This window comes from Ideonella azotifigens, assembly GCF_006519715.1.
In the GTDB taxonomy this organism is placed as follows: domain Bacteria; phylum Pseudomonadota; class Gammaproteobacteria; order Burkholderiales; family Burkholderiaceae_C; genus Ideonella; species Ideonella azotifigens.
The window spans coordinates 1-19584 of sequence record NZ_VIDT01000005.1 but is presented as its reverse complement, the minus strand read 5'-3'; the positions used below and the strand labels follow the sequence as shown (position 1 = coordinate 19584).

Here is a 19584-nt window from a genome sequence, read left to right as displayed (position 1 = left end):
TGGTGGGGCGCGATCAGCTGAAGGATTTGCCTTCGGCTGCGAGCTTCGCGAGCAGCGGCGCGGGCTGCCAGAAGGTCGCGTCGTCATGCGGGTTCTGCGCAAAGCGCTTCATCATCTGCACCACGTTGTAGAGGCCGACCGTGTCGGCGTAGCACATCGGACCACCGCGGTGCAGCGGGAAGCCGTAGCCGGTCAGGTAGACCATGTCCACGTCCGACGCGCGCTGGGCGATGCCCTCTTCCAGCAAGCGCGCGGCTTCGTTGACCAGCGCAAACACCAGGCGATGGACGATCTCGTCGTCGCTGATCTTGCGCGGCGTGATGCCCAGGTCCTTGCGGTAGTCGGCAATCATCTGCTCGACCAGCGGCGACGGGATCGCGTCACGCTTTCCGGGCACGTAGTCATACCAGCCGGCCCCCGTCTTCTGGCCGAAGCGGCCCATCTCGCACAGCAGGTCGGCCGTCTTGGAGTAGCGCAGGTCCGGCTTCTCCAGGTAGCGGCGCTTGCGGATGTACCAGCCCACGTCGTTGCCGGCCAGGTCGCCCATGCGGAACGGGCCCATCGCGAAGCCGAACTTCTCGGCCGCCTTGTCCACCTGCGCCGGCGTGGCGCCTTCCTCCAGCAGGAAGCCGGCCTGGCGGCTGTACTGCTCGATCATGCGGTTGCCGATGAAGCCATCGCACACGCCCGAGACCACGCAGGTCTTCTTGATCTTCTTGCCCAGCTGCATCACGGTGGCCAGCACGTCCTTGGCGGTGGCCGCGCCGCGCACCACCTCCAGCAGCTTCATCACGTTGGCCGGGCTGAAGAAGTGGGTCCCAATGACGTCCTGCGGGCGCTTGGTGAAAGCTGCGATCTTGTTGACGTCCAGCGTGGAGGTGTTGCTGGCCAGGATGGCGCCGGGCTTCATCACACGGTCCAGCTCCTGGAACACGGCCTTCTTCACGTCGATGTCCTCAAACACGGCCTCGATCACCATGTCGGCGTCGCCCAGTGCGTCGTAGCTCAGCGTGGTCGACAGCAGCGCCATGCGCTCGTCGTACTTCTCCTGCTTCAGCTTGCCCTTCTTGACCTGGCCTTCATAGTTCTTGCGCATCGTGGCCACGCCACGGTCCAACGCGTCCTGCTTCATCTCCAGCATCACGACGGGAATGCCAGCGTTCAGGAAGTTCATCGCGATGCCGCCGCCCATCGTGCCGGCGCCGATCACGGCCAGCTTGTTGATGGGGCGCACCGGCGTGCCGTCCGGCACGTCGGAGATCTTGCTTGCGGCGCGCTCGGCGAAGAAGGCATGGCGCAGGGCCTTGCTTTCGGGCGTGAACATCAGCGCGATGAAGGCCTCTCGCTCGACCTTCATGCCGGCCTCGAAGTCCTTGCCCAGCGAGGCCGCCACGGCTTCCACGCACTGCAGCGGCGCCGGGAAATTCTTGGACATCGCGCCCACGGTGTTGCGCGAGAACTGCAGGAAAGCCTGCGCTTCCGGATGCTTGACCTTCAGGTCGCGCACCAGCGGCAGCGGCCGCACCTCGGCCACTTCCTTGGCGAACGCGATGGCGCCTTCCAGCAGGTCGCCGTCGATCATGCGGTCGAACAGTTTCTGGCCTGGCTGCATCGCCAGCAACTCGCTCTTCACCGGCTCGCCGCTGACGATGATGTTCAGCGCGGTTTCCAGCCCCAGCACACGCGGCAGGCGCTGCGTGCCACCAGCGCCCGGCACCAGGCCCAGCTTCACTTCCGGCAAGGCCACGTTGGTGCCCGGCGCGGCGACGCGGTAATGCGCGCCCAGCGCCAGCTCCAGCCCGCCGCCCATGCACACCGAATGAATGGCCGCGACGATGGGCTTGCTGCAGGCCTCTTCCAGCTTGATCAGCGACAGCAGGTTGGGCTCGGCCAGCGCGCGCGGGGTGCCGAATTCCTTGATGTCCGCGCCCCCCGAAAACGCCTTGCCGGCGCCAGTGACCACGATGGCGCTGACGGCCGCATCGGCCTGCGCCTTCTCCAGCCCGTCGGCGATCGCCAGGCGGGTCGCCGCGCCCAAGCCGTTGACGGGAGGATTGTTCAGCGTGATGACGGCCACATTGCCGCGGACTTCATAGCTTGCGCTCATGTCGGTATCCCTTTGGGAAAGGAGAGGAAAGACGCCGGAAGGCGACGTGCTGACCCGGTGGAGAAAGCGTCCCGACCAGAATTAGCACGATCGTTCGATTCTAAGAACGAGGACGTTTCAGATGATGTCCCTGCTGCGACAGGTGGGGGGAGGGAAAACACCAAGAAGACCTTGGCAGCGGGCAGGACAACGCCGCGCGCCGTACGGGCCCCTCCGGGCACGCATGCCTGCCGAAGTCGCCCCGTTCAAACCTCCAGCCACTCCTTGCGGACGTTGCTGTTGGCCTTCAGTTCTGCCGGCGAGCCCTCGAACACGATGCGGCCGTGGCCCATCACCAGACAACGTTCGGAGACTTCGAGGGCGATGGTGAGCTTCTGTTCGACCAGCAGGACCGAGATGCCGCGGCGCTTGAGTTCGCGCAGGTAGTCGGCGACGAGTTCCACGATCTTCGGGGCGAGGCCTTCGGTGGGCTCGTCGATCATGATCAGGTCCGGGTCGCCCATCAGCGTGCGGCACAGCGTGAGCATCTGCTGCTCGCCGCCTGAGAGCACGCCGGCGGCGGTGTGTTCACGCTCCTTCAGGCGAGGGAACAGCTTGAACATGTCGTCCAGGCTCCAGCGGCCTTTTTTGTTGCCGCTCTTCACGCCCAGCAGCAGGTTCTGGCCCACGGTGAGGCGCGGGAAGATGTCGCGGTTCTCGGGCACGTAGCCAATGCCTTCGTGGGCGATCTCGAAGGCCTTGCGGCCGACCAGTTCGCGGCCCCGCCACTTGACCGAGCCCTGTGCGTCCACCAGGCCCATGATGGCCTTGACGGTGGTGGAGCGGCCCGCGCCGTTGCGACCCAGCAGGCTGACGATCTCGCCTTCGCCAATGTTCAGCGACACGCCGTGCAGCACATGGCTCTTGCCATAGTAGGCATGCACATTGGACAGCTGCAGCAGTTCTTTTGTCATGCAGCGCACCCCATCGGCTGCGCCACAGCTTCGGCCGCCTGGTGATCAGCCAGCACCGAGCCGAGGTAGGCCTCCTGCACGCGCGGGTTGGCGCGCACCGCATCTGGCGTGTCGAAGGCGATCACCTCGCCATAGACCAGCACCGCAATGCGGTCCGCCAGGCCGAAGACCACGCCCATGTCGTGTTCCACGGTCAGCAGCGTCTTGCCTTCGGTGACCTCGCGGATCAGCTGGATGAAGCGCTTGGTTTCGCTCTTGCTCATGCCGGCGGTCGGTTCGTCCAGCAGGATCACGCTGGAGCCGCCGGCGATGGTGATGCCGATCTCCAGCGCACGCTGCTCGGCATAGGTGAGGTTCATTGCCAGCTGGTCGCGCCGCTTGTCGAGCTTGATCATCTGCATGACCTCCTCGGCACGCGCGTTGGCCTCGTGCTGGTTGGACAGGAAGCGCCAGAACGCGTAGCGCTGGCCCATGGACCACAGCACCGCACAGCGCAGGTTCTCGAACACCGAGAGGCGGGTGAACAGGTTGCTGACCTGGAAGCTGCGCGACAGTCCGCGGCGGTTGATTTCGTAAGGCTTGAGCCCGTCGATGCGCTCGCCGTGCAGGCGGATCTCGCCGCTGCTGAGGCCGAAGCGCCCGGAGATCAGGTTGAACAAGGTGGACTTGCCCGCGCCGTTGGGCCCGATGATGGCCACGCGCTCGCCCGGCTTCACCTGCAGCTGTGCGCCGCGGATGATTTCCGTCAGCCCAAACCGCTTGTGCGCCCCTAACAATTCCAAGGCGTACGGGCTGGACCCGTTGGAAGACACGGCAACCGAACTGCTCATCACAAGGCCTCCCTGCGCTTCATCTCGCGCTCGATCTCTTCCTGCGCCTCGCCCCATTGCTGGGCAAAGTGCCGCCTCGAAACTTCGAACAACCCGGCACCGGTCAGCAGCAGCAGCGCTGCGCCGCACCAGGCATCCAGGCCTTTGGCATCCAGCGTCACGCCGAGGAAGTTCATCTGCGGGCCCAGCGCCTCGTTGAGCCGCAGGTGGTAGACCATCTCGATGCAGACCGCCGCGGCCAGCAGCACCGTGGCTGCCGTGCCAGCCAGCGCCAGGTAGCCTGTCCACAAGCGGCCCAGCTTGCCGTGCGCAGCCACGCGAAGGTTCATCATGACCAGTCCGGCCACACCACCGGGCGCAAACATCACCATGAACATGAAGACCAGGCCCAGGTAGAGCAGCCAAGCCTGCGTGAGCTCCGACAGCAGCACCAGCGCCACGACCATCAGCACCGCGCCGATGATGGGCCCGAAGAAGAAAGTGGCGCCGCCGAGGAACACGAACAGCAGGTAAGAGCCCGAACGCGCGGCGCCGACCACTTCGGCATTGACGATCTCGGTGTTCAGCGCGCTCAGCCCGCCCGCAATGCCGGCGAAGAAGCCGGAGATCATGAAGGCCAGGTAGCGCACGCGCTGCGTGGAGTAGCCGATGAACTCGACGCGCTCCGGGTTGTCGCGCACGGCGTTGAGCATGCGGCCCAGCGGCGTGCGGGTCAGCGCGAACATCAGCCCGGTGCAGACGAAGCAGTAGACGGCGATCAGGTAGTACAGCTGGATCTGCGGCCCGAAGCTGATGCCGAAGACCTTCTCGCCGACCACGCGGTTGCCCGAGACGCCGCCCTCGCCGCCGAAGAACTCCGGCAGCATCAGCGACATGGACCAGACCAGCTCGCCCAGGCCCAGCGTGATCATCGCGAAGGTCGTGCCACTCTTCTTGGTCGTCACGTAGCCCAGCAGCGCGGCGAAGAACAGGCCGCCCAGCCCGCCCGCGATCGGCACCAGGCTGACCGGCAGGTGCAGGCTGCCGGCGCTGACGGCGTTCAGCGCATGGATCGCAACAAAGCCGCCGAGACCGCTGTAGACCGCATGCCCAAAGCTCAGCATGCCGCCCTGGCCGAGCAGGATGTTGTAGGCAAGGCAGGCGATGATGCCGATGCCCATCTGGCACAGCATGGTCTGCGCGAAGCTGGTGGTCCACAGCAGCGGCACGACCAGCAAGGTCACGGCGAACAGGCTCCAGATCAGCGCGCGGCCCACATTCCAGGGCTTGAAGTGGTAGCTGCGCGGACTGGGTTGCCGGCGCACGGTGGCCACTGGCGGCGGGCCGCTGGGCACCGCGGCCAGCACCGGCGCGGCAGGACGGATGGCCGCGGGCGAAGCCGCCATGTCAGGTTGTACAGCCATGCTCATTGCCTCATTCCTCCCGTGTGCCCATCAAGCCCTTGGGCCGGAAGATCAGGATCAACACCAGCAGCAGGTACGGCAGGATGGGCGCCGCCTGCGCCAGCGTGATGCGCAGCAGCGGCCAGCCCCGCGAGCCTTCGTGCACCGAAGCGCCGAAGCGGTTGAACAGGTCGGCCAGCGAAGCGTCCACCGTCAGCGGCAGCGTCTGCAAAAGGCCGATGACGATGGAGCCGACAAAGGCCCCGGCCAGCGAGCCCATGCCGCCCACCACCACGACCACGAAGATGATGGAGCCGACCACCGCGGCCATCGCCGGCTCGGTGACGAAGGTGACACCGCCGATCACGCCGGCCAGCGCCGCCAGTGCGCAGCCGGAGCCGAACACCAGCATCAGCACGCGCGGCACGTTGTGGCCCAGCGCCTCGGCCATTTCCGGGTGGGTCAGCGCCGCCTGGATCACCAGGCCGATGCGGGTGCGCGTCAGCAGCAGCCACAGCGCAAGCAGCATGCCCAGCGAGACCAGCATCATGAAGGCGCGGGTCATCGGGAAACGCGAGCAGCTGGCTGCCGCCTCGCCTGCGGACTGGCACATCTCCGGCGGCGCCACGCCCGCCACGATGGACAGCCCGTGCTGGGCCGACTGCACCACCGTGAAGGCCGAGCTTTGCAGCCAGGCCGGCGGCACCGCCGGCACCGGCGTGCGGCCCCAGATCAGCTGCACCACTTCCAGCACCACGTAGGACAGGCCGAAGGTGATCAGCAGTTCGGGCACATGGCCGAACTTGTGCGCGCGGCGCAGTGCCGTGCGCTCGAACAAGGCGCCCAGGCCGCCGACGATCAGCGGGGCCAGCACCAGCGCAGCGGTGAAGCCCAGCCAGTTGCTCAGCGAATAGGCCACGTAGGCGCCCAGCATGTAGAAGCTGGCATGGGCGAAGTTCAGCACGCCCATCATGCTGAAGATCAGCGTCAGCCCGGAGCTGAGCATGAACAGCAACAGCCCGGAGCTGAAGCCGTTCAGCAGGTTGATCAGGATCTGGTCCACGGCAGGTGATTCCAGTGACGTAGAAAGGTCGACAAAAAGGGCCCGGCGGAGCGGCGTCCGGCGGGCCCGGTTCAGGCGCGCAGCGGCGCGCTCACCCTGCTCAGGGCCGCTTCATCTGGCACGAGGTGGGCGTGCTGGAAACATACGCGTCGTAGGCCTTGACCTCGGCGAAGGTGTAGCCGGTGTTCTCGACGCTGTAGTTGTTCTTCGCGTCAGTCTTCTGCCAAACCGAGATGAACAGCGGCTGCTGCAGTTGGTGGTCGGTCTTGCGCATCTCGACCTCGCCGTTGAAGCTCTTGAACTTCAGGCCTTCCATGGCAGCGGCGACCTTCACCGGGTCGGTGGACTTGGCCTTGGCCATCGCGTCGCTCAGCAGCGCGAACAGGTGGTAGCTGGAGCCCGTGTACCAGTCGTCGTTGAACTTGGTCTTGAAGTCAGCCATCAGCTTGGCGGTCGCGCCACCCATGTTGGAGGTGGCGTAGGCGACCTGGAACACACGACCGGCTGCCGCGGCACCGAGCGCGGTGGGCGTGCCTGTCACGCCGGCGTAGTAGGTGTAGAACTTGACGTTCAGGCCGGCGTCGTTGGCCGCCTTCACCAGCAGGGTGAGGTCGGATCCCCAGTTGCCGGTCACCACGGTGTCGGCGCCGGAGGCCTTGATCTTGGCGACATATGGCGCGAAGTCGCGCACCTGGGCCAGGGGATGCAGATCTTCGCCCGCCACCTGCACGTCCGGACGCTTGCGCGCCAGCGCGTCCTTGAAGTATTTGGCCACCTGCTGGCCATGCGAATAGTTCTGATTGATCAGGTAGACCTTCTGAATGTCCTTCTGGTCCTTCATGAAGGTGGTCAAGGCCTCCATCTTCATCGAGGTGTCGGCGTCCAGCCGGAAGTGCCAGTAGCTGCACTTGCTGTTGGTCAGGTCGGGGTCTACCGCAGAATGATTGAGGTAGACGACTTCCTTGCCCGGGTTGCGCTCGTTGTGCTTGTTGATCGCATCGATCAGCGCCAGTGCAACGCTGGAGCCATTGCCCTGGGTCACATAGCGCACACCCTGGTCGATGGCCGACTTCAAGGCATTCAACGACTCGGCCGGGCTGAGCTTGTTGTCAATCGGGACGACTTCAAACTTCACGCCGGCCGCATTGCCCTTGTTGAACTGCTCGGCAATGAACTGGAAGCTCTTGACCTGGTTCTGGCCGACCGGGGCCATCAGCCCGCTCAAGGGGTCGATCCACGCGACCTTGACCGTTTCGCCCTTCTGGGCGTGGGCCAGGCCGGTGGTCATCGCCAGCGATGCCGTGACCACCATGCCAAGCCATTTGTAGCTGATCTTCATCGGGCCGTCTCCTGTTGTGTTTGATGCGCTGCACTGAAGCCAGTCAACGGTAACGGAAGCCCCTGTGCAGGGCTTCAGGGACTACCACTAAAGCTTGTCGCGCCCGGGACAAAGCCGCGGGAAAACGCCATGCGCGCGGGCCGGCCGTGCAGCGAGCGATGCAAGACCCCTCTTCCGACGATTGCTTGTGCCCGTCGCCCACAAGCGGATCGCGGGCCAGGCCTAGCATGCGGGCCGGTTCGGCCCAATGTGGAGAGGGAGGCGGCATCGTGTGGAATTCCCATCGCATCAGACACAGTTGCGCAGCGCGACTGAAGCTTGCCGCGGCAGTTCTTGGCCTGGCCATGTGCGCGGGCAATGGCAGGGCCGCGGCGCTCGATGCGCAGGAGGCCGGCTTCGCCCCCGGGGTGCGCCTGGGCACCATCCCGGCGCTGCATACGCTGCGCGGCGTGGACAACATGTTCTTCGACGTCCACTTCGTCGGCCAGCACGGCTATCGCGACCATCGCGGCGAAAGAGGGGGGCTGGTTTACACCTGCGCAGCCGGCTTCCTGGACGTGGACCACCTGCGCCAGTCCGCAGATTGGGTGGCCTACCTGCACGGCCGGCTGGGCGCGGCCTGGGCCCGCCAGGACCAGACGCTCAAGTTCACCGTGCCTGCCGGCGACCGCGGCATGCAAGTGCGCGTCACCTTGCAGCGCCCTGCGCTGGCGCAGGGATCGCCCCCGCCCTGGCCCGAACTGGACACGCTCGCACGCCGCATGGCGTTCCTGATGATGACCTGGCACGAAGTGCTGACCTGGTTCGACTACCGCAGCACCTTCCTGGCCCCCGAGAAGATCTCGGCCTTCACCTATGAGGACACGCTTTCGCACGTTGTCGGCATCGAGATCGGCGCGCGCGCGGTGGCCCGGGCAGGCGTGGCCTACGCCACCGCAGTGGACGAGGAACTCAAGGCCCTGCCGGAGCGCTACGGGGCCCAGCCGATCGCGGTCACGCGGCAGACCTTTGCGCGCGTGAGAAACCGTTGGTGGCGCGGCGACAGCGGCTGGCCGCACAACGAGTTCATCACGGGCCGGGACCTGGCCCTCGGGCTGGATGGCTCGCCGCTCCAGCCCTGGACGGTGCCCGACCTGGCCGCCTGTGCCGGCAGCGCGCCACGCAGCTTCAGCAGCCGCGAACTGGTGTTCGACGCCCCCGCCGATGGAGCGCAACATCCGCCGTCCGAGCCATCGACCTCTGGCGCCATGCCCACCCTGGCCGACCCGGCCGAAGCCGCGGTGTCCGCCACTGCAAATGGCGCCGCGCCGGTCCCGGCACCCTTTGTGCTCCAGTTGCGCATCGACTCGACCGCGCGCGAACTGCAGCCCGTGCTGGCCCAGCTCTTCCCCGAGCAGGCCGGTGCCAAGGCCTTCCAGCTCAACCCGCGCGCGGACCTGCTCAAGCTGATGCTGGAGATCGAACGCCGGGTGAAGGCCGAGCTGGGTGACGACGCGACTTCGCCGGATCGGCTGCTGCGCCGCCCCTGAGGCTTTAGGCGCCAGGCAGCCGGTGCTGCTTGAACTGCTCGCGCAGCTTGAGCTTCTGCAGCTTGCCGGTGGCCGTGTGCGGCAGCTCGGCAACGATGGCCACGTCGTCCGGGATCTGCCACTTGGCGATGCGGCCTTCGAAGAAGCCCAGCAGGTCCTCGCGCGTGGGCGACATGCCAGGTTTGGGCACGACCACCAGCAGCGGCCGCTCATCCCATTTCGGGTGCTTGCAGGCGATGACTGCGGCCTCGTGCACGGCGGGATGCGCCATTGCGATGTTCTCCAGCTCGATGGAGCTGATCCACTCGCCGCCGGACTTGATCACGTCCTTGCTGCGGTCGGTGATCTGCATGTAGCCGTCAGGGTGGATCGCGGCCACGTCGCCGGTCGGGAACCAGCCGGGCTCGCCGTCCACGCTGACCAGCGGCGAAGGCGCGTCCTTCTGGCCGAAGTAACTGGCGATGACCCAGTTGCCGCGCACCACCAGGTTGCCGGCGGCCACACCGTCCCACGGCAGGCTGCGGCCATCGTCGTCGATGATGGCCATGTCCACGCCATAGATCACCCGCCCCTGGGTCTCCAGCAGCTTCTGCTTGGCCTCGGCCGGCAAGTCGTCGTGCTTGGACATCAGCTTGGACAGCGTGCCCAGCGGCGACATCTCGGTCATGCCCCAGGCGTGGATGACCTCGACATGGAAGTCCTCCTGCAGGGTCTTCATCATTGCCGGCGGGCAGGCCGAGCCGCCGATCACCGTGCGCTTGAAGCTGCTGAACTTCAGCCGATTGGCTTTCATGTAGGTCAGCAGGCCCAGCCACACGGTGGGCACGCCGGCGGAAAAAGTGACCTTTTCGTTTTCGAAGAGTTCGTAGAGCGACTTGCCGTCCAGGTGCGGGCCAGGCATCACCAGCTTGGCGCCGACCATGGCCGCGGTATAGGGAATGCCCCAGGCGTTGACGTGGAACATCGGCACCACCGGCAGGATCACGTCGCGGGTGGAGCAGTTCATCGCGTCCGGCATGGCCGCGGCGTAGGCATGCAGCAGCGTCGAGCGGTGGCTGTAGACGGCGCCCTTCGGGTGGCCGGTGGTGCCCGAGGTGTAGCAGATGCTGGACGCGGTGTTCTCGTCGAAGTCGGGCCAGCTGTAGGCGCCGTCTTCTGCGTCGACGATCTCTTCGTAGCACAGCAAGCCGGCAATGCTGCTGGCAGCCGGCATGTGCACGCGGTCCGTCATCAACACGAAGTGCTGCACCGACTTCATCTCCGGCGCCAGCTTCTCGACCAGCGGCAGGAAATTCAGGTCGAAGCACAGCACGCGGTCGGCTGCGTCATTGGCGATCCAGGCAATCTGCTCCGGGAAAAGGCGCGGGTTGATGGTGTGGCAGACCAGCTGCGAGCCGGAGCTGCCGTAGTAGATCTCCAGGTGCCGGTAGCCGTTCCAGGCCAGCGTGCCGACGCGGTCACCCGGCTCGCAGCCCAGCCGCGCGAAGGCCTGCGCCAGCTTGCGCGCGCGAAGTTCGATGCCGGCCCAGTTGGTGCGGTGCACATCGCCCTCGACCCGCTTGGACACCACCTCCACTTCACCCGCATGCCGCGCTGCATGGCGCAACACGGAACCAATCATCAGCGGCGTGGTCATCATCTGGCCCATCAAGGCGCTCATCGGGTGTCTCCTGCAAGGTGGCAAAACAAGCTCGCTCGATGATAGGCACGCAGCAGCGCCAGAGGCCTTGCGCGGCCTCAGATGAAACCCGAATGCCCCTCGTCGCCAAGGCGACAGTCGCGCCTGCCTACACTGCCGACATGTCTGCCGTACAAGTTGCCCCGCAAGCCGCCCTGCCGCCACCGCCCGCCGCCTGGCTCAACCGCTTTGCGGCGCTGGGTGCAGGCTTTGCCACCCGCCTGCCCGCGCAGGGCCTGCCAGACCCGCACTGGATTGCCGCCAGCGAGGATTGCGCACGACTGCTGGGCTGGCCCGAAAACTGGCAGCAAAGTGAAGGCGCGCTGGCCGTGCTCAGCGGCAATGGCAGTTGGCCCGGCATGGCGCCGCTGGCCAGCGTCTACAGCGGGCATCAGTTCGGCGTCTGGGCCGGCCAGCTGGGCGACGGCCGCGCGCTGCTGCTGGGCGAGCTGGACACGCCTGCCGGTCCGATGGAGTTGCAGCTCAAGGGCGCCGGACTCACGCCCTACTCGCGCATGGGCGATGGCCGCGCGGTGCTGCGCTCGTCGATCCGCGAATTCCTCTGCTCCGAGGCCATGCACCACCTGGGCATTCCGACCACCCGCGCGCTGTGCCTCACCGGCTCGGCGCTGCCGGTGCGGCGCGAGCGCGTGGAGACGGCGGCAGTCGTCACGCGCGTGGCGCCCAGCTTCATCCGCTTCGGCCACTTCGAACACTTCGCGCACCATGGCCAACCCGAGCGGCTGCGCCAGCTGGTGGACTTCGTCATCGCCCATCACTACCCCGCTTGCGCCGAGGCACCGCAGCCGGTGCTGGCCTTGCTCGGCGAGGTCACGCGGCGCACCGCGCGGTTGCTCGCGCAGTGGCAGTCTGTCGGCTTTGCACATGGCGTGATGAACACCGACAACATGTCCATCCTCGGCTTGACGATCGACTACGGCCCGTTCGGCTTCCTCGACGCCTTCGACCCGAACCACATCTGCAACCACTCGGACGACAGTGGCCGCTACGCCTTCGCGCGCCAGCCGCAGGTGGCCTGGTGGAACCTGCATGCGCTGGCCCAGGCGCTGCTGCCACTGGTGGGCAGTGGCAAGGGCGAGGAGGCCGATGCCGAACTGCTGCGCGCCGAACTGGAACCTTATGGCCCCGCGTTCAGCGAGGCCATGACCTCGCTGATGCTGGCCAAGCTGGGCCTGCAGGACACCCAGGCTGGCGACGGCGCGCTGGCCGACGGCCTACTCCGCCTGATGGCCGCACAGCGCGCCGACCACACCATCGCCTGGCGCCGGTTGTGCGACTTCAGCACGGCACTCGAGGCCCGCAACGACGCGGTGCGCGACCTTTTCGTCGACCGCGAGGCTTTCGACGCCTGGGCGGCAGACTACACCCAGCGCCTGCGCCAGGAAATGAGCGACGACACTGCGCGGGCCTTGCGCATGCGCCAGGCCAACCCCAAGTACGTGCTGCGCAACCATTTGGCCGAACAGGCCATCCGGCAGGCCGAAGGTGGCGACTTCAGCGAAGTGCAGCGCCTGTTGAAAGTTTTGTCGCGCCCGTTCGACGAACAGCCTGAACACGATGCCGACGCCGGCTTCCCGCCCGACTGGGCCCATCACCTGGAAGTTTCCTGTTCCTCATGAGCCACGATCACGACGACCCGCGCTACCCCGTGCGCAAGACCGATGCGCAATGGCGCGAAGAGCTGGACCCGACCGAGTACGCGATTGCCCGCCACGCCGCCACCGAACGCGCCTTCACCGGCAAATATTGGGACCACTTCGCAGGCGGCACCTACCGCTGCATTGGCTGCGGCGAGCCGCTGTTCAGCTCGGACAGCAAGTTCGACGCAGGCTGCGGCTGGCCCAGCTACTGGCAGGCGATTGACGACGGCAAGATCGAGCGCGTGGTCGACACCACGCACGGCATGACGCGGGTCGAGGTGCGCTGCGCCAAATGCGGCTCCCACCTGGGTCATGTGTTCGAAGATGGCCCCGAGCCGACCGGCGAGCGTTTCTGCATCAATTCGGCAGCGATAGACTTCGCGCCGAAACCGTAAAACGCCTCGACATGAAACTGCTGTTCGACCTGCTGCCCGTCATCCTCTTTTTCCTGACCTTCCGCGCCACCGAATCGCACAAGGAATGGGCCGGCGAATTCGCCACCCAGCATTTCGGCGCACTGGTCTCGGGCGGCGTGGTCGCGGCCAGCGAAGGGCCGGTGATGCTGGCCACCTTGGTCACCATCGTGGCCACGCTGTGCCAGGTCATCTACCTGAAGCTGCGCGGCCGCAAGGTCGACCTGATGCTGTGGATCAGCCTGACGCTGGTCACCGTGCTGGGTGGGCTGACCGTGTGGCTGCACAACGAAACCTTCATCAAGTGGAAGCCCAGCGGCCTGTACTGGGCTTTCGGGTTGACGCTGTGGATCAGCCAGGCGCTGTTTCGCAAGAACCTGCTGCGCAGCACCATGGGCGATCAACTGGTTTTGCCGGACGCCATCTGGCAGCGCCTGAATTTCGCCTGGGTCGGCTTCTTCGGCATGATGGGTTTGCTGAATCTATGGGTCGCGTACAGCTTCACGACAGAAACCTGGGTCAGTTTCAAACTGTTCGGCGGCACCGGATTGATGCTGCTGTTCATCCTGGGCCAAGGCCTTTACGTCAGCAAATACATGCCCGAAGAAGGTGAAGCTTCCGCGCCGGCACCAGGCCCTGGCAGCGGCCTTTGAAGGCTGAGAAACTCCCATGACAAACGCTCTGCCCACCCATGCCACAGCCGCGGCACTCGAAGCGGTGTTGCAGGCCGCGCTGCAGCCCAGCGCGCTCGTCGTGCAGGACGACAGCGCCTCGCATGCCGGCCATGCCGGCGCCCGTGAAGGCAGCCATTTTTCGGTCCGTGTGGTCAGCGAAAGCTTCACCGGACTGTCACGAATTGCACGGCATCGCCTCGTGTATGATGCTTTGGGCCCCCTGATGAGCCGGGGCATCCATGCCTTGGCACTGGACGCACGCGCTCCGGGCGAAGTCTGACCGCGAACAGCGAATCCACCCATCACCCATCCGCGTCAAATCAGGTCCTTCAAATGAAGGTCTTGTCTTCATCGCCGAATCTGGCCTGAACCCAATATCTCCTGTGATCGCGGCTGCGTGGGTATATCTGCCTCGCGCCTTCCTTTTTCATCTCATCGACAAAATCGAGTCCCCCGAAAGGCGACACGCATGAACTTGAAGTCCACTGTCTTGCTGGCGGCCATGGCCGTGATCCTGCCGATGGGCGCATACGCCCAGAACATTGCCATCGTGAATGGCAAGCCTGTTCCGAAGGCGCGTGTGAGCATGCTGATGCAACAGGCAAGCCGCAACGGCCAGCCGGTTGCCCCTGAAATGGAAGCCCGCGCGAAAGACGAAGTCGTGCTGCGCGAGATCTTCGCCCAGGAAGCCGAGAAGAAAGGCATTCCCGCGACGGCAGACTACAAGGCCCAGCTCGAACTGCTGCGCCAGACCGTGCTGATCCGCGAGCTGTTTGCCGACTATCAAAAGAAGAACCCTGTCACCGACGCCGAAGCCAAGGCCGAATACGACAAGGTGAAGGCTTCTTCCAGCGGCACCGAATACCGTGCCCGCCACATCCTGGTCGAGAAGGAAGAAGACGCCAAGCGCCTGATCGCCGAGATCAAGGCCGGCGCCAAGTTCGAAGACCTGGCCAAGAAGAATTCCAAGGACCCGGGCTCGGCCGAAAACGGCGGCGACCTGGACTTCGCCAAGCCTGACGCCTACGTGCCGGAATTCGGCCAGGCCATGGCCGCGCTGAAGAAGGGCGAGATGACGCAGGAGCCGGTCAAGACCCAGTTCGGCTACCACATCATCAAGCTGGAAGACTCCCGCGAAGCCCAGTTCCCGGCCTTCGACGACGTGAAGGCCCAGCTGATGCAGCGCCTGTCGCAAGCCAAGCTGCAGAAATACCAGGAAGACCTGCGCGCCGCGGCGAAGACCGACTACAAGTTCAGCCAGTGAGCGCTGATCACCCAGCGAACCAAGGCGCCAACAGGCGCCTTTTTTTCGTCCGCCGAAAGGCAAGCTTCAATCGGAGTCCCATGCGCTCTCTCCTGCTGTCACTGGCCTTGTTGCTCGGCCTGCCCTGCGCAGCCCGCGCCGAATCCAACTTCACCCGGCTCAACCCGCCGGGCCCCCATGCCGTGGGCCTGCGGGTGATTGAGCAATACGACTTCTCGCGTGGCTACCGCGGGCCCACCGACACGGTCACCGGCAAGCCAGTGACCGGCGAGCGCGCCCGGCCGGTCCAGACCCTGATCTGGTACCCGGCCGAGACCGGCGCAGCCCCGGCGATGAAGGTGGTGGACTACCTGCGCCTGGGCGCCGGTGACGACGACTTCTCACGCCCACCCGCCGAACGCGCGGCCCAGGCCGCCCAGTTCGTGCAAGGCCGTGTGGCCGCACTGCCGCCAGCGCGTGCACAGGCCGAACTGGCCGCGCCGATGCTCGCGGTGCGGGACGCAGCCGCGGCCACTGGCCAGTGGCCGGTGGTGATCTACGCGCCCAGCTTCGGCGCCTGGTCGTTCGAGAACGCTGACCTCTGCGAATACCTGGCCAGCCAGGGTTACCTGGTCATCGCCAGCCCCAGCATCGGCCAGAGCTCGCGTGAGATGACCAGCGACCTGGAAGGGGTCGAAGCCCAGGTGGCCGACATCCGTTTCCTGATCGGTTTTGCCCACGGCCTGCCGCAGGCGGACAGCAGCCGCGTCGCGGTGATCGGCTACAGCTGGGGCGGGCTGGCCAATGTGCTGGCCGCCGCCAAGGACAGCCGCATCGGCGCCGTGGTCAGCCTGGACGGTTCGGTGCGCTATTGGCCCGACCTGGTCAAGCAGGCCGGCTACGCGACACCGGCGCGCAACACCGCGCCCTTGCTCTACCTTGCAGCGCGGCCGGTGGAGATCGAAGAACTCTCGGAAGGCCGCAACAAGGCCACCAGCTACCTCAATCGATTGAAATACGCCGACGTCTACCGGGTCACGCTGTATCCGATGACGCATCCCAACTTCTCGGTGATGTTCGACCAGCGCCTGCGGCCCGACGAGCAATACCAAGACTACGACAAGGCCGAACTGTCGACCGCCTACGCCTGGCTGGAAACCTATGTGCGCCGCTTCCTGGACGCCTACCTGAAGGGCGACACCGCCAGCCGGGCCTTCCTGGACCTGCCGGCCGCCAGCAGCGGTGCGCCAGCGCACCTGCTGAAGGTCAATGCCAGCCACAGCCAAGGTACGCCGCCAACCCGCGCCAGCTTTGCCGCCGAACTGGCCCGCCGCGGTGCGGACCATGCGTCCGAGATCTACCAGTCCTTCAAGGCACAGGAGCCCGACTTCTCGCTGTCTGAAGACGAACTCAATGCCTGGGGCTACCAGCTGATAGGCATGGGCGACCGCAAGGCTGCGGTCGCCCTGCTCCGCCTCGCGGCCGAGCTGAACAAGGAAAGCTGGAACGCCTTCGACAGTCTGGGCGAGGCGTATGCGAACGACGGCGCCAAGGCGCAGGCCATTGCAGCGTACCGCCAGTCACTGGTGCTGAACCCGAAAAACGAACACGCGGTGGCCCAATTGAAGGTCCTGGGTGCCAAGCCCTGACGGCATTCGCACCGCAGCGGCCGGCTACCATGGCGCGCGGTGGCACGCCTGACCACCACCACAAAGGAACCCACGATCCATGGCTGCTGCCAACCTGCTCGCGCTGATCGACGATATTGCCACCCTGCTCGACGATGTCGCGCTGATGACCAAGGTCGCGGCCAAGAAGACCGCCGGCGTGCTGGGCGACGACCTGGCGCTGAACGCCGAGCAGGTGTCGGGCGTGAAGGCCGACCGCGAGTTGCCGGTGGTCGGGGCCGTCGCCAAGGGCTCGCTGCTGAACAAGGCCATTTTGGTGCCGGCGGCAATGGCCATCAGCGCCTGGGTGCCGGCGCTGATCACGCCGCTGCTGATGGTGGGCGGCGCCTACCTGTGCTTCGAGGGCTTCGAGAAGCTGTGGCACCGCATCACCCACAGTGCGCATGCGGCGGAAGACGAAGCGCACCACGCCAGCCTGCTGGCCGCGGTGGAGAATCCCGCGATCGACCTGGTGGCGATGGAGCGCGACAAGATCCGCGGTGCGATCCGCACCGACTTCATCCTCTCGGCCGAGATCATCGCGATCACGCTGGGCAGCGTGGCCGGCCAGCCGCTGGTCACGCAGCTGGGCGTGCTGGTGACGGTGGCCGTGGTGCTGACCATCGGCGTCTACGGCCTGGTGGCCGCCATCGTCAAGATGGACGACGCCGGCCTAGCACTGAGCCGCATCGAAGGCGATGGCGGCCTGCGGCCCGCGCTGCGCGCGTTTGGCCGCCTGTTGCTGGGCGCCGCGCCGTGGTTGATGAAGTTCCTGGCACTGGCCGGCACGGTGGCCATGTTCCTGGTCGGTGGCAGCATCCTGGTGCACGGCGCGCCGCCGCTGCACCACGCCATCGAAACCATCACAGCTGCCCTGCCCGGCTGGCTGCACGCCATTGGCGGCATGGTGGCCGACCTCGGCGTGGGGCTGGTGGCCGGTGCGCTGGTGCTGGCAGGGGTCAGCCTGGTGCAGAAACTGCGCGGCAAAAATTGAAGAAGCCAAGGAAACGCCGGGCCGCCCCAAGTTTCCTTGTCCCCCGCGGGGGGCGGGCTGGGCGCAGCACAGTCCTGGGGGCTCCATCAAGCAGGCAGGTCGGCCAGGGTTTCCGGCATCAGCCTGCCGGCTTCGATGCGCAGCTGGCGGGCGCAGCGGGCGGCAATGGCGCGGTCGTGCGTGACCATCACCAGCGTCGTGCCCAGCTCGCGGTTCAGGTCGAACATCAGCTGCATCACCCGCTCGCCGGTGGCGTGGTCCAGGCTGCCGGTGGGCTCGTCGGCCAGCAGCACCTTGGGCTGCACAACAAAGGCCCGGGCCAGCGCCACGCGCTGCTGCTCGCCGCCAGACATGAGCCGCGGGTAGTGGGCCAGGCGCTCACCCAGGCCCACACGCTGCAGCATCTCCTGCGCCTGGCTGCGCGCATCGCGCCGTCCGGCCAGCTCCAGCGGCAGCATCACGTTTTCCAGCGCGGTGCGGTTGGCCAGCAACTGGAAGCTCTGGAACACGAAGCCGAGCTTCTGTGCGCGCAGCGCAGCGCGTGCGTCCTCGTCCAGCGCGAACAGGTCCTGCCCGTCCAGCATGACCCGGCCTTCGCTGGGCGTGTCCAGCCCGGCCAGCAGCGCCAGCAAGGTGCTCTTGCCGGAACCCGAGGCGCCGACGATGGCGACCGATTCCCTGGCCTGCAGCACAAAAGAGATGTCGTGGAGAATGGTCAGCGTGCCGGTGGCATCGCTCACCCGTTTGGTGACCTGTTCAACGGCAATGATGGGTTCTGACATGAAGGCGAAGAAGATGGAAACCGCACCGCGCCTGCAGGGGCTGCGACGCCGGATCTTGCACTGTAGCGTGCTGCTGGCCGCGCTGTCGGCCAGTGGCGGCATGGCCCTCGCGGCCACGCCTGCGGCATCTACCGCACCGGCTGCCGGTCAATCCAGGGTGCTGGTCGTGGGCGACAGCCTGTCGGCCGAATACGGCCTGGCACGTGGCAGTGGCTGGGTGGCCTTGCTGGGCCAGCGGGTGGCGGCCGAGAAGCTGCCGTTCGAAGTGGTGAATGCCAGCATCAGCGGCGACACCACCGCCGGCGGCCGCAGCCGGCTGCCGGCCCTGCTCAAGCAGTACCAGCCCAAGGTGCTGGTGATCGAGCTGGGTGGCAACGATGCCTTGCGCGGCCTGCCGCTGGCCAGCACGCGGGACAACCTGACCGCGATGGCACTGGCAGGCAAGGCCGCAGGCGCGAAGCTGCTATTGATCGGCATGCAGGTGCCGCCCAACTACGGCGCGCAATACACGCGCGACTTCGCCGACGTGTTCAGCAGCACCGCCCAGGCACAAAAAGCCGCGCTGGTGCCCTTTCTGCTGGTCGGCATTGCCGACCGGCCGGATGCAGAGCAGCTCTTCCAGCCCGACCGCATCCACCCCAAGGCCGAAGCGCATCCGCGCATGCTGGACAACGTCTGGCCGGTGCTCAAGCCGCTGCTGCGCTGAACCCACTCAACAAAACACCCGCCGAAGCGGGTGTTTTTCATTGGGCCTGAAGCGGTTCAGTTCGGGTCGCGACGCGGATCGCCCGGGCGGCCACGCTGTTGGCCCTTGTCCTGCCGTTCGGCGGGTTCGGCACGTGGTTGCTGCTGTGGTTGCGGCACGGGCTGGACCTGCGGGCGAGCCTGCGGTTGCGGTTGCTGGGCCTGCGGCCGCTCCGCCGGCTGAGGGCGTTCCACAGGCTGCGGCCTTTCCACTGCCTGGGGCAGGCGCTGGACCTGTGGCCTCTCCACCTGTTGCGGCTGCACCCGCTCTGGCTGCTGCACAGCCGGGGCCTGTGGCCTCACCACCTGCGCGCCGCGGTGCCACATGCCGTTGTTGTCGTCGCCATCGTCCCGCTGCTGCGGCTGGCCACTGTTGAGCTGGCCGTTGCGCGGGTTGCCGTTGAAGGCAGCGTTCGGGTTGTGCGGCACGTCCGGACGGTGGCCAACGCGGTTGTCGTCCTCGTCCTGTGCCTGCGGACGGCGGCCCGGTTGCTGCGCAGCCTGCACGCCTTGCGGCGTGGCGGG

17 protein-coding genes and 1 pseudogene are annotated in these 19584 nt (G+C 66.3%); 9 read left to right on the top strand and 9 right to left on the bottom strand.

The genetic code is table 11. The annotated features are described in order from the left end of the window. Positions 1–13: 13 nt before the first annotated feature. The 6 genes from FKP22_RS00955 to FKP22_RS00930 form a co-directional block, all read right to left on the bottom strand. Positions 14–2107, bottom strand: a complete 2094-nt coding sequence (locus FKP22_RS00955; RefSeq protein WP_141284294.1) for a 3-hydroxyacyl-CoA dehydrogenase NAD-binding domain-containing protein — start codon at positions 2105–2107, stop codon at positions 14–16. A 245-nt stretch (positions 2108–2352) separates the two neighbouring features. Then, positions 2353–3060, bottom strand: a complete 708-nt coding sequence (locus tag FKP22_RS00950; protein ID WP_211361260.1) for an ABC transporter ATP-binding protein — start codon at positions 3058–3060, stop codon at positions 2353–2355. Beyond that, positions 3057–3890: an ABC transporter ATP-binding protein gene (locus tag FKP22_RS00945; protein ID WP_141284292.1), complete on the bottom strand. Its 834-nt coding sequence runs from the start codon at positions 3888–3890 to the stop codon at positions 3057–3059. Before FKP22_RS00945 ends, FKP22_RS00950 begins: the two co-directional genes overlap by 4 nt. Next, positions 3890–5293, bottom strand: a complete 1404-nt coding sequence (locus FKP22_RS00940) for a branched-chain amino acid ABC transporter permease (RefSeq protein WP_231012807.1) — start codon at positions 5291–5293, stop codon at positions 3890–3892. The genes FKP22_RS00945 and FKP22_RS00940 overlap by 1 nt, the downstream gene beginning before the upstream one ends. Before the next feature lie 10 nt (positions 5294–5303). Beyond that, the gene (locus tag FKP22_RS00935) at positions 5304–6278 is read right to left on the bottom strand and encodes a branched-chain amino acid ABC transporter permease (protein ID WP_231012813.1); all 975 of its coding nucleotides are present in this window, start codon (positions 6276–6278) and stop codon (positions 5304–5306) included. A gap of 157 nt (positions 6279–6435) precedes the next feature. Beyond that, a complete protein-coding gene (locus FKP22_RS00930; RefSeq protein ID WP_141284288.1) occupies positions 6436–7674 on the bottom strand; it encodes a branched-chain amino acid ABC transporter substrate-binding protein in 1239 nt (412 codons plus the stop codon). A gap of 344 nt (positions 7675–8018) precedes the next feature. On the opposite strand from FKP22_RS00930, the gene FKP22_RS00925 reads away from it, so the two are divergent. Continuing rightward, positions 8019–9203 carry a DUF4056 domain-containing protein gene (locus FKP22_RS00925; protein WP_170200681.1) on the top strand — a complete coding sequence of 395 codons (1185 nt, stop codon included), beginning with the start codon at positions 8019–8021 and terminating at the stop codon, positions 9201–9203. A gap of 4 nt (positions 9204–9207) precedes the next feature. Here FKP22_RS00925 and FKP22_RS00920 read toward each other — a convergent pair whose 3' ends face one another. Continuing rightward, on the bottom strand, positions 9208–10863 hold the full coding sequence (locus FKP22_RS00920; protein WP_141284284.1) for a 3-(methylthio)propionyl-CoA ligase: 1656 nt from the start codon (positions 10861–10863) through the stop codon (positions 9208–9210). A gap of 140 nt (positions 10864–11003) precedes the next feature. Here FKP22_RS00920 and FKP22_RS00915 point away from each other — a divergent pair, with 140 nt between their 5' ends. The 7 genes from FKP22_RS00915 (at position 11004) to FKP22_RS00885 (ending at position 17533) form a co-directional block, all read left to right on the top strand. Beyond that, complete coding sequence (locus FKP22_RS00915; protein ID WP_141284282.1) at positions 11004–12521, top strand: protein adenylyltransferase SelO; 1518 nt, start codon at positions 11004–11006, stop codon at positions 12519–12521. Beyond that, on the top strand, positions 12518–12937 hold the full coding sequence (gene msrB / locus FKP22_RS00910; RefSeq protein ID WP_141284280.1) for a peptide-methionine (R)-S-oxide reductase MsrB: 420 nt from the start codon (positions 12518–12520) through the stop codon (positions 12935–12937). The genes FKP22_RS00915 and msrB overlap by 4 nt, the downstream gene beginning before the upstream one ends. A gap of 11 nt (positions 12938–12948) precedes the next feature. Beyond that, positions 12949–13608 (top strand): septation protein A, encoded by a 660-nt coding sequence (locus tag FKP22_RS00905; RefSeq protein WP_141284278.1) that lies wholly within the window; start codon positions 12949–12951, stop codon positions 13606–13608. Between the two features lie 16 nt (positions 13609–13624). Continuing rightward, positions 13625–13909, top strand: coding sequence for a BolA family protein (locus FKP22_RS00900; RefSeq protein ID WP_141284276.1), 285 nt, complete (start codon positions 13625–13627; stop codon positions 13907–13909). Between the two features lie 189 nt (positions 13910–14098). After that, positions 14099–14893: a peptidylprolyl isomerase gene (locus FKP22_RS00895; RefSeq protein ID WP_141284274.1), complete on the top strand. Its 795-nt coding sequence runs from the start codon at positions 14099–14101 to the stop codon at positions 14891–14893. Between the two features lie 80 nt (positions 14894–14973). Continuing rightward, positions 14974–16521: a dienelactone hydrolase family protein gene (locus tag FKP22_RS00890; protein ID WP_141284272.1), complete on the top strand. Its 1548-nt coding sequence runs from the start codon at positions 14974–14976 to the stop codon at positions 16519–16521. Between the two features lie 79 nt (positions 16522–16600). Continuing rightward, on the top strand, positions 16601–17533 hold the full coding sequence (locus tag FKP22_RS00885; RefSeq protein ID WP_141284270.1) for a DUF808 domain-containing protein: 933 nt from the start codon (positions 16601–16603) through the stop codon (positions 17531–17533). Between the two features lie 86 nt (positions 17534–17619). Here the strand turns inward: FKP22_RS00885 and FKP22_RS00875 are convergent, their stop codons facing one another. After that, a complete protein-coding gene (locus FKP22_RS00875) occupies positions 17620–18315 on the bottom strand; it encodes an ABC transporter ATP-binding protein (protein ID WP_141284266.1) in 696 nt (231 codons plus the stop codon). Here FKP22_RS00875 and FKP22_RS00870 point away from each other — a divergent pair. Then, positions 18314–19021, top strand: a complete 708-nt coding sequence (locus FKP22_RS00870; protein ID WP_375140545.1) for an arylesterase — start codon at positions 18314–18316, stop codon at positions 19019–19021. The genes FKP22_RS00875 and FKP22_RS00870 overlap by 2 nt on opposite strands. Positions 19022–19077: 56 nt before the next feature. Here the strand turns inward: FKP22_RS00870 and FKP22_RS31695 are convergent. Then, a pseudogene (locus FKP22_RS31695) lies at positions 19078–19584 on the bottom strand (hypothetical protein); the annotation flags it as partial.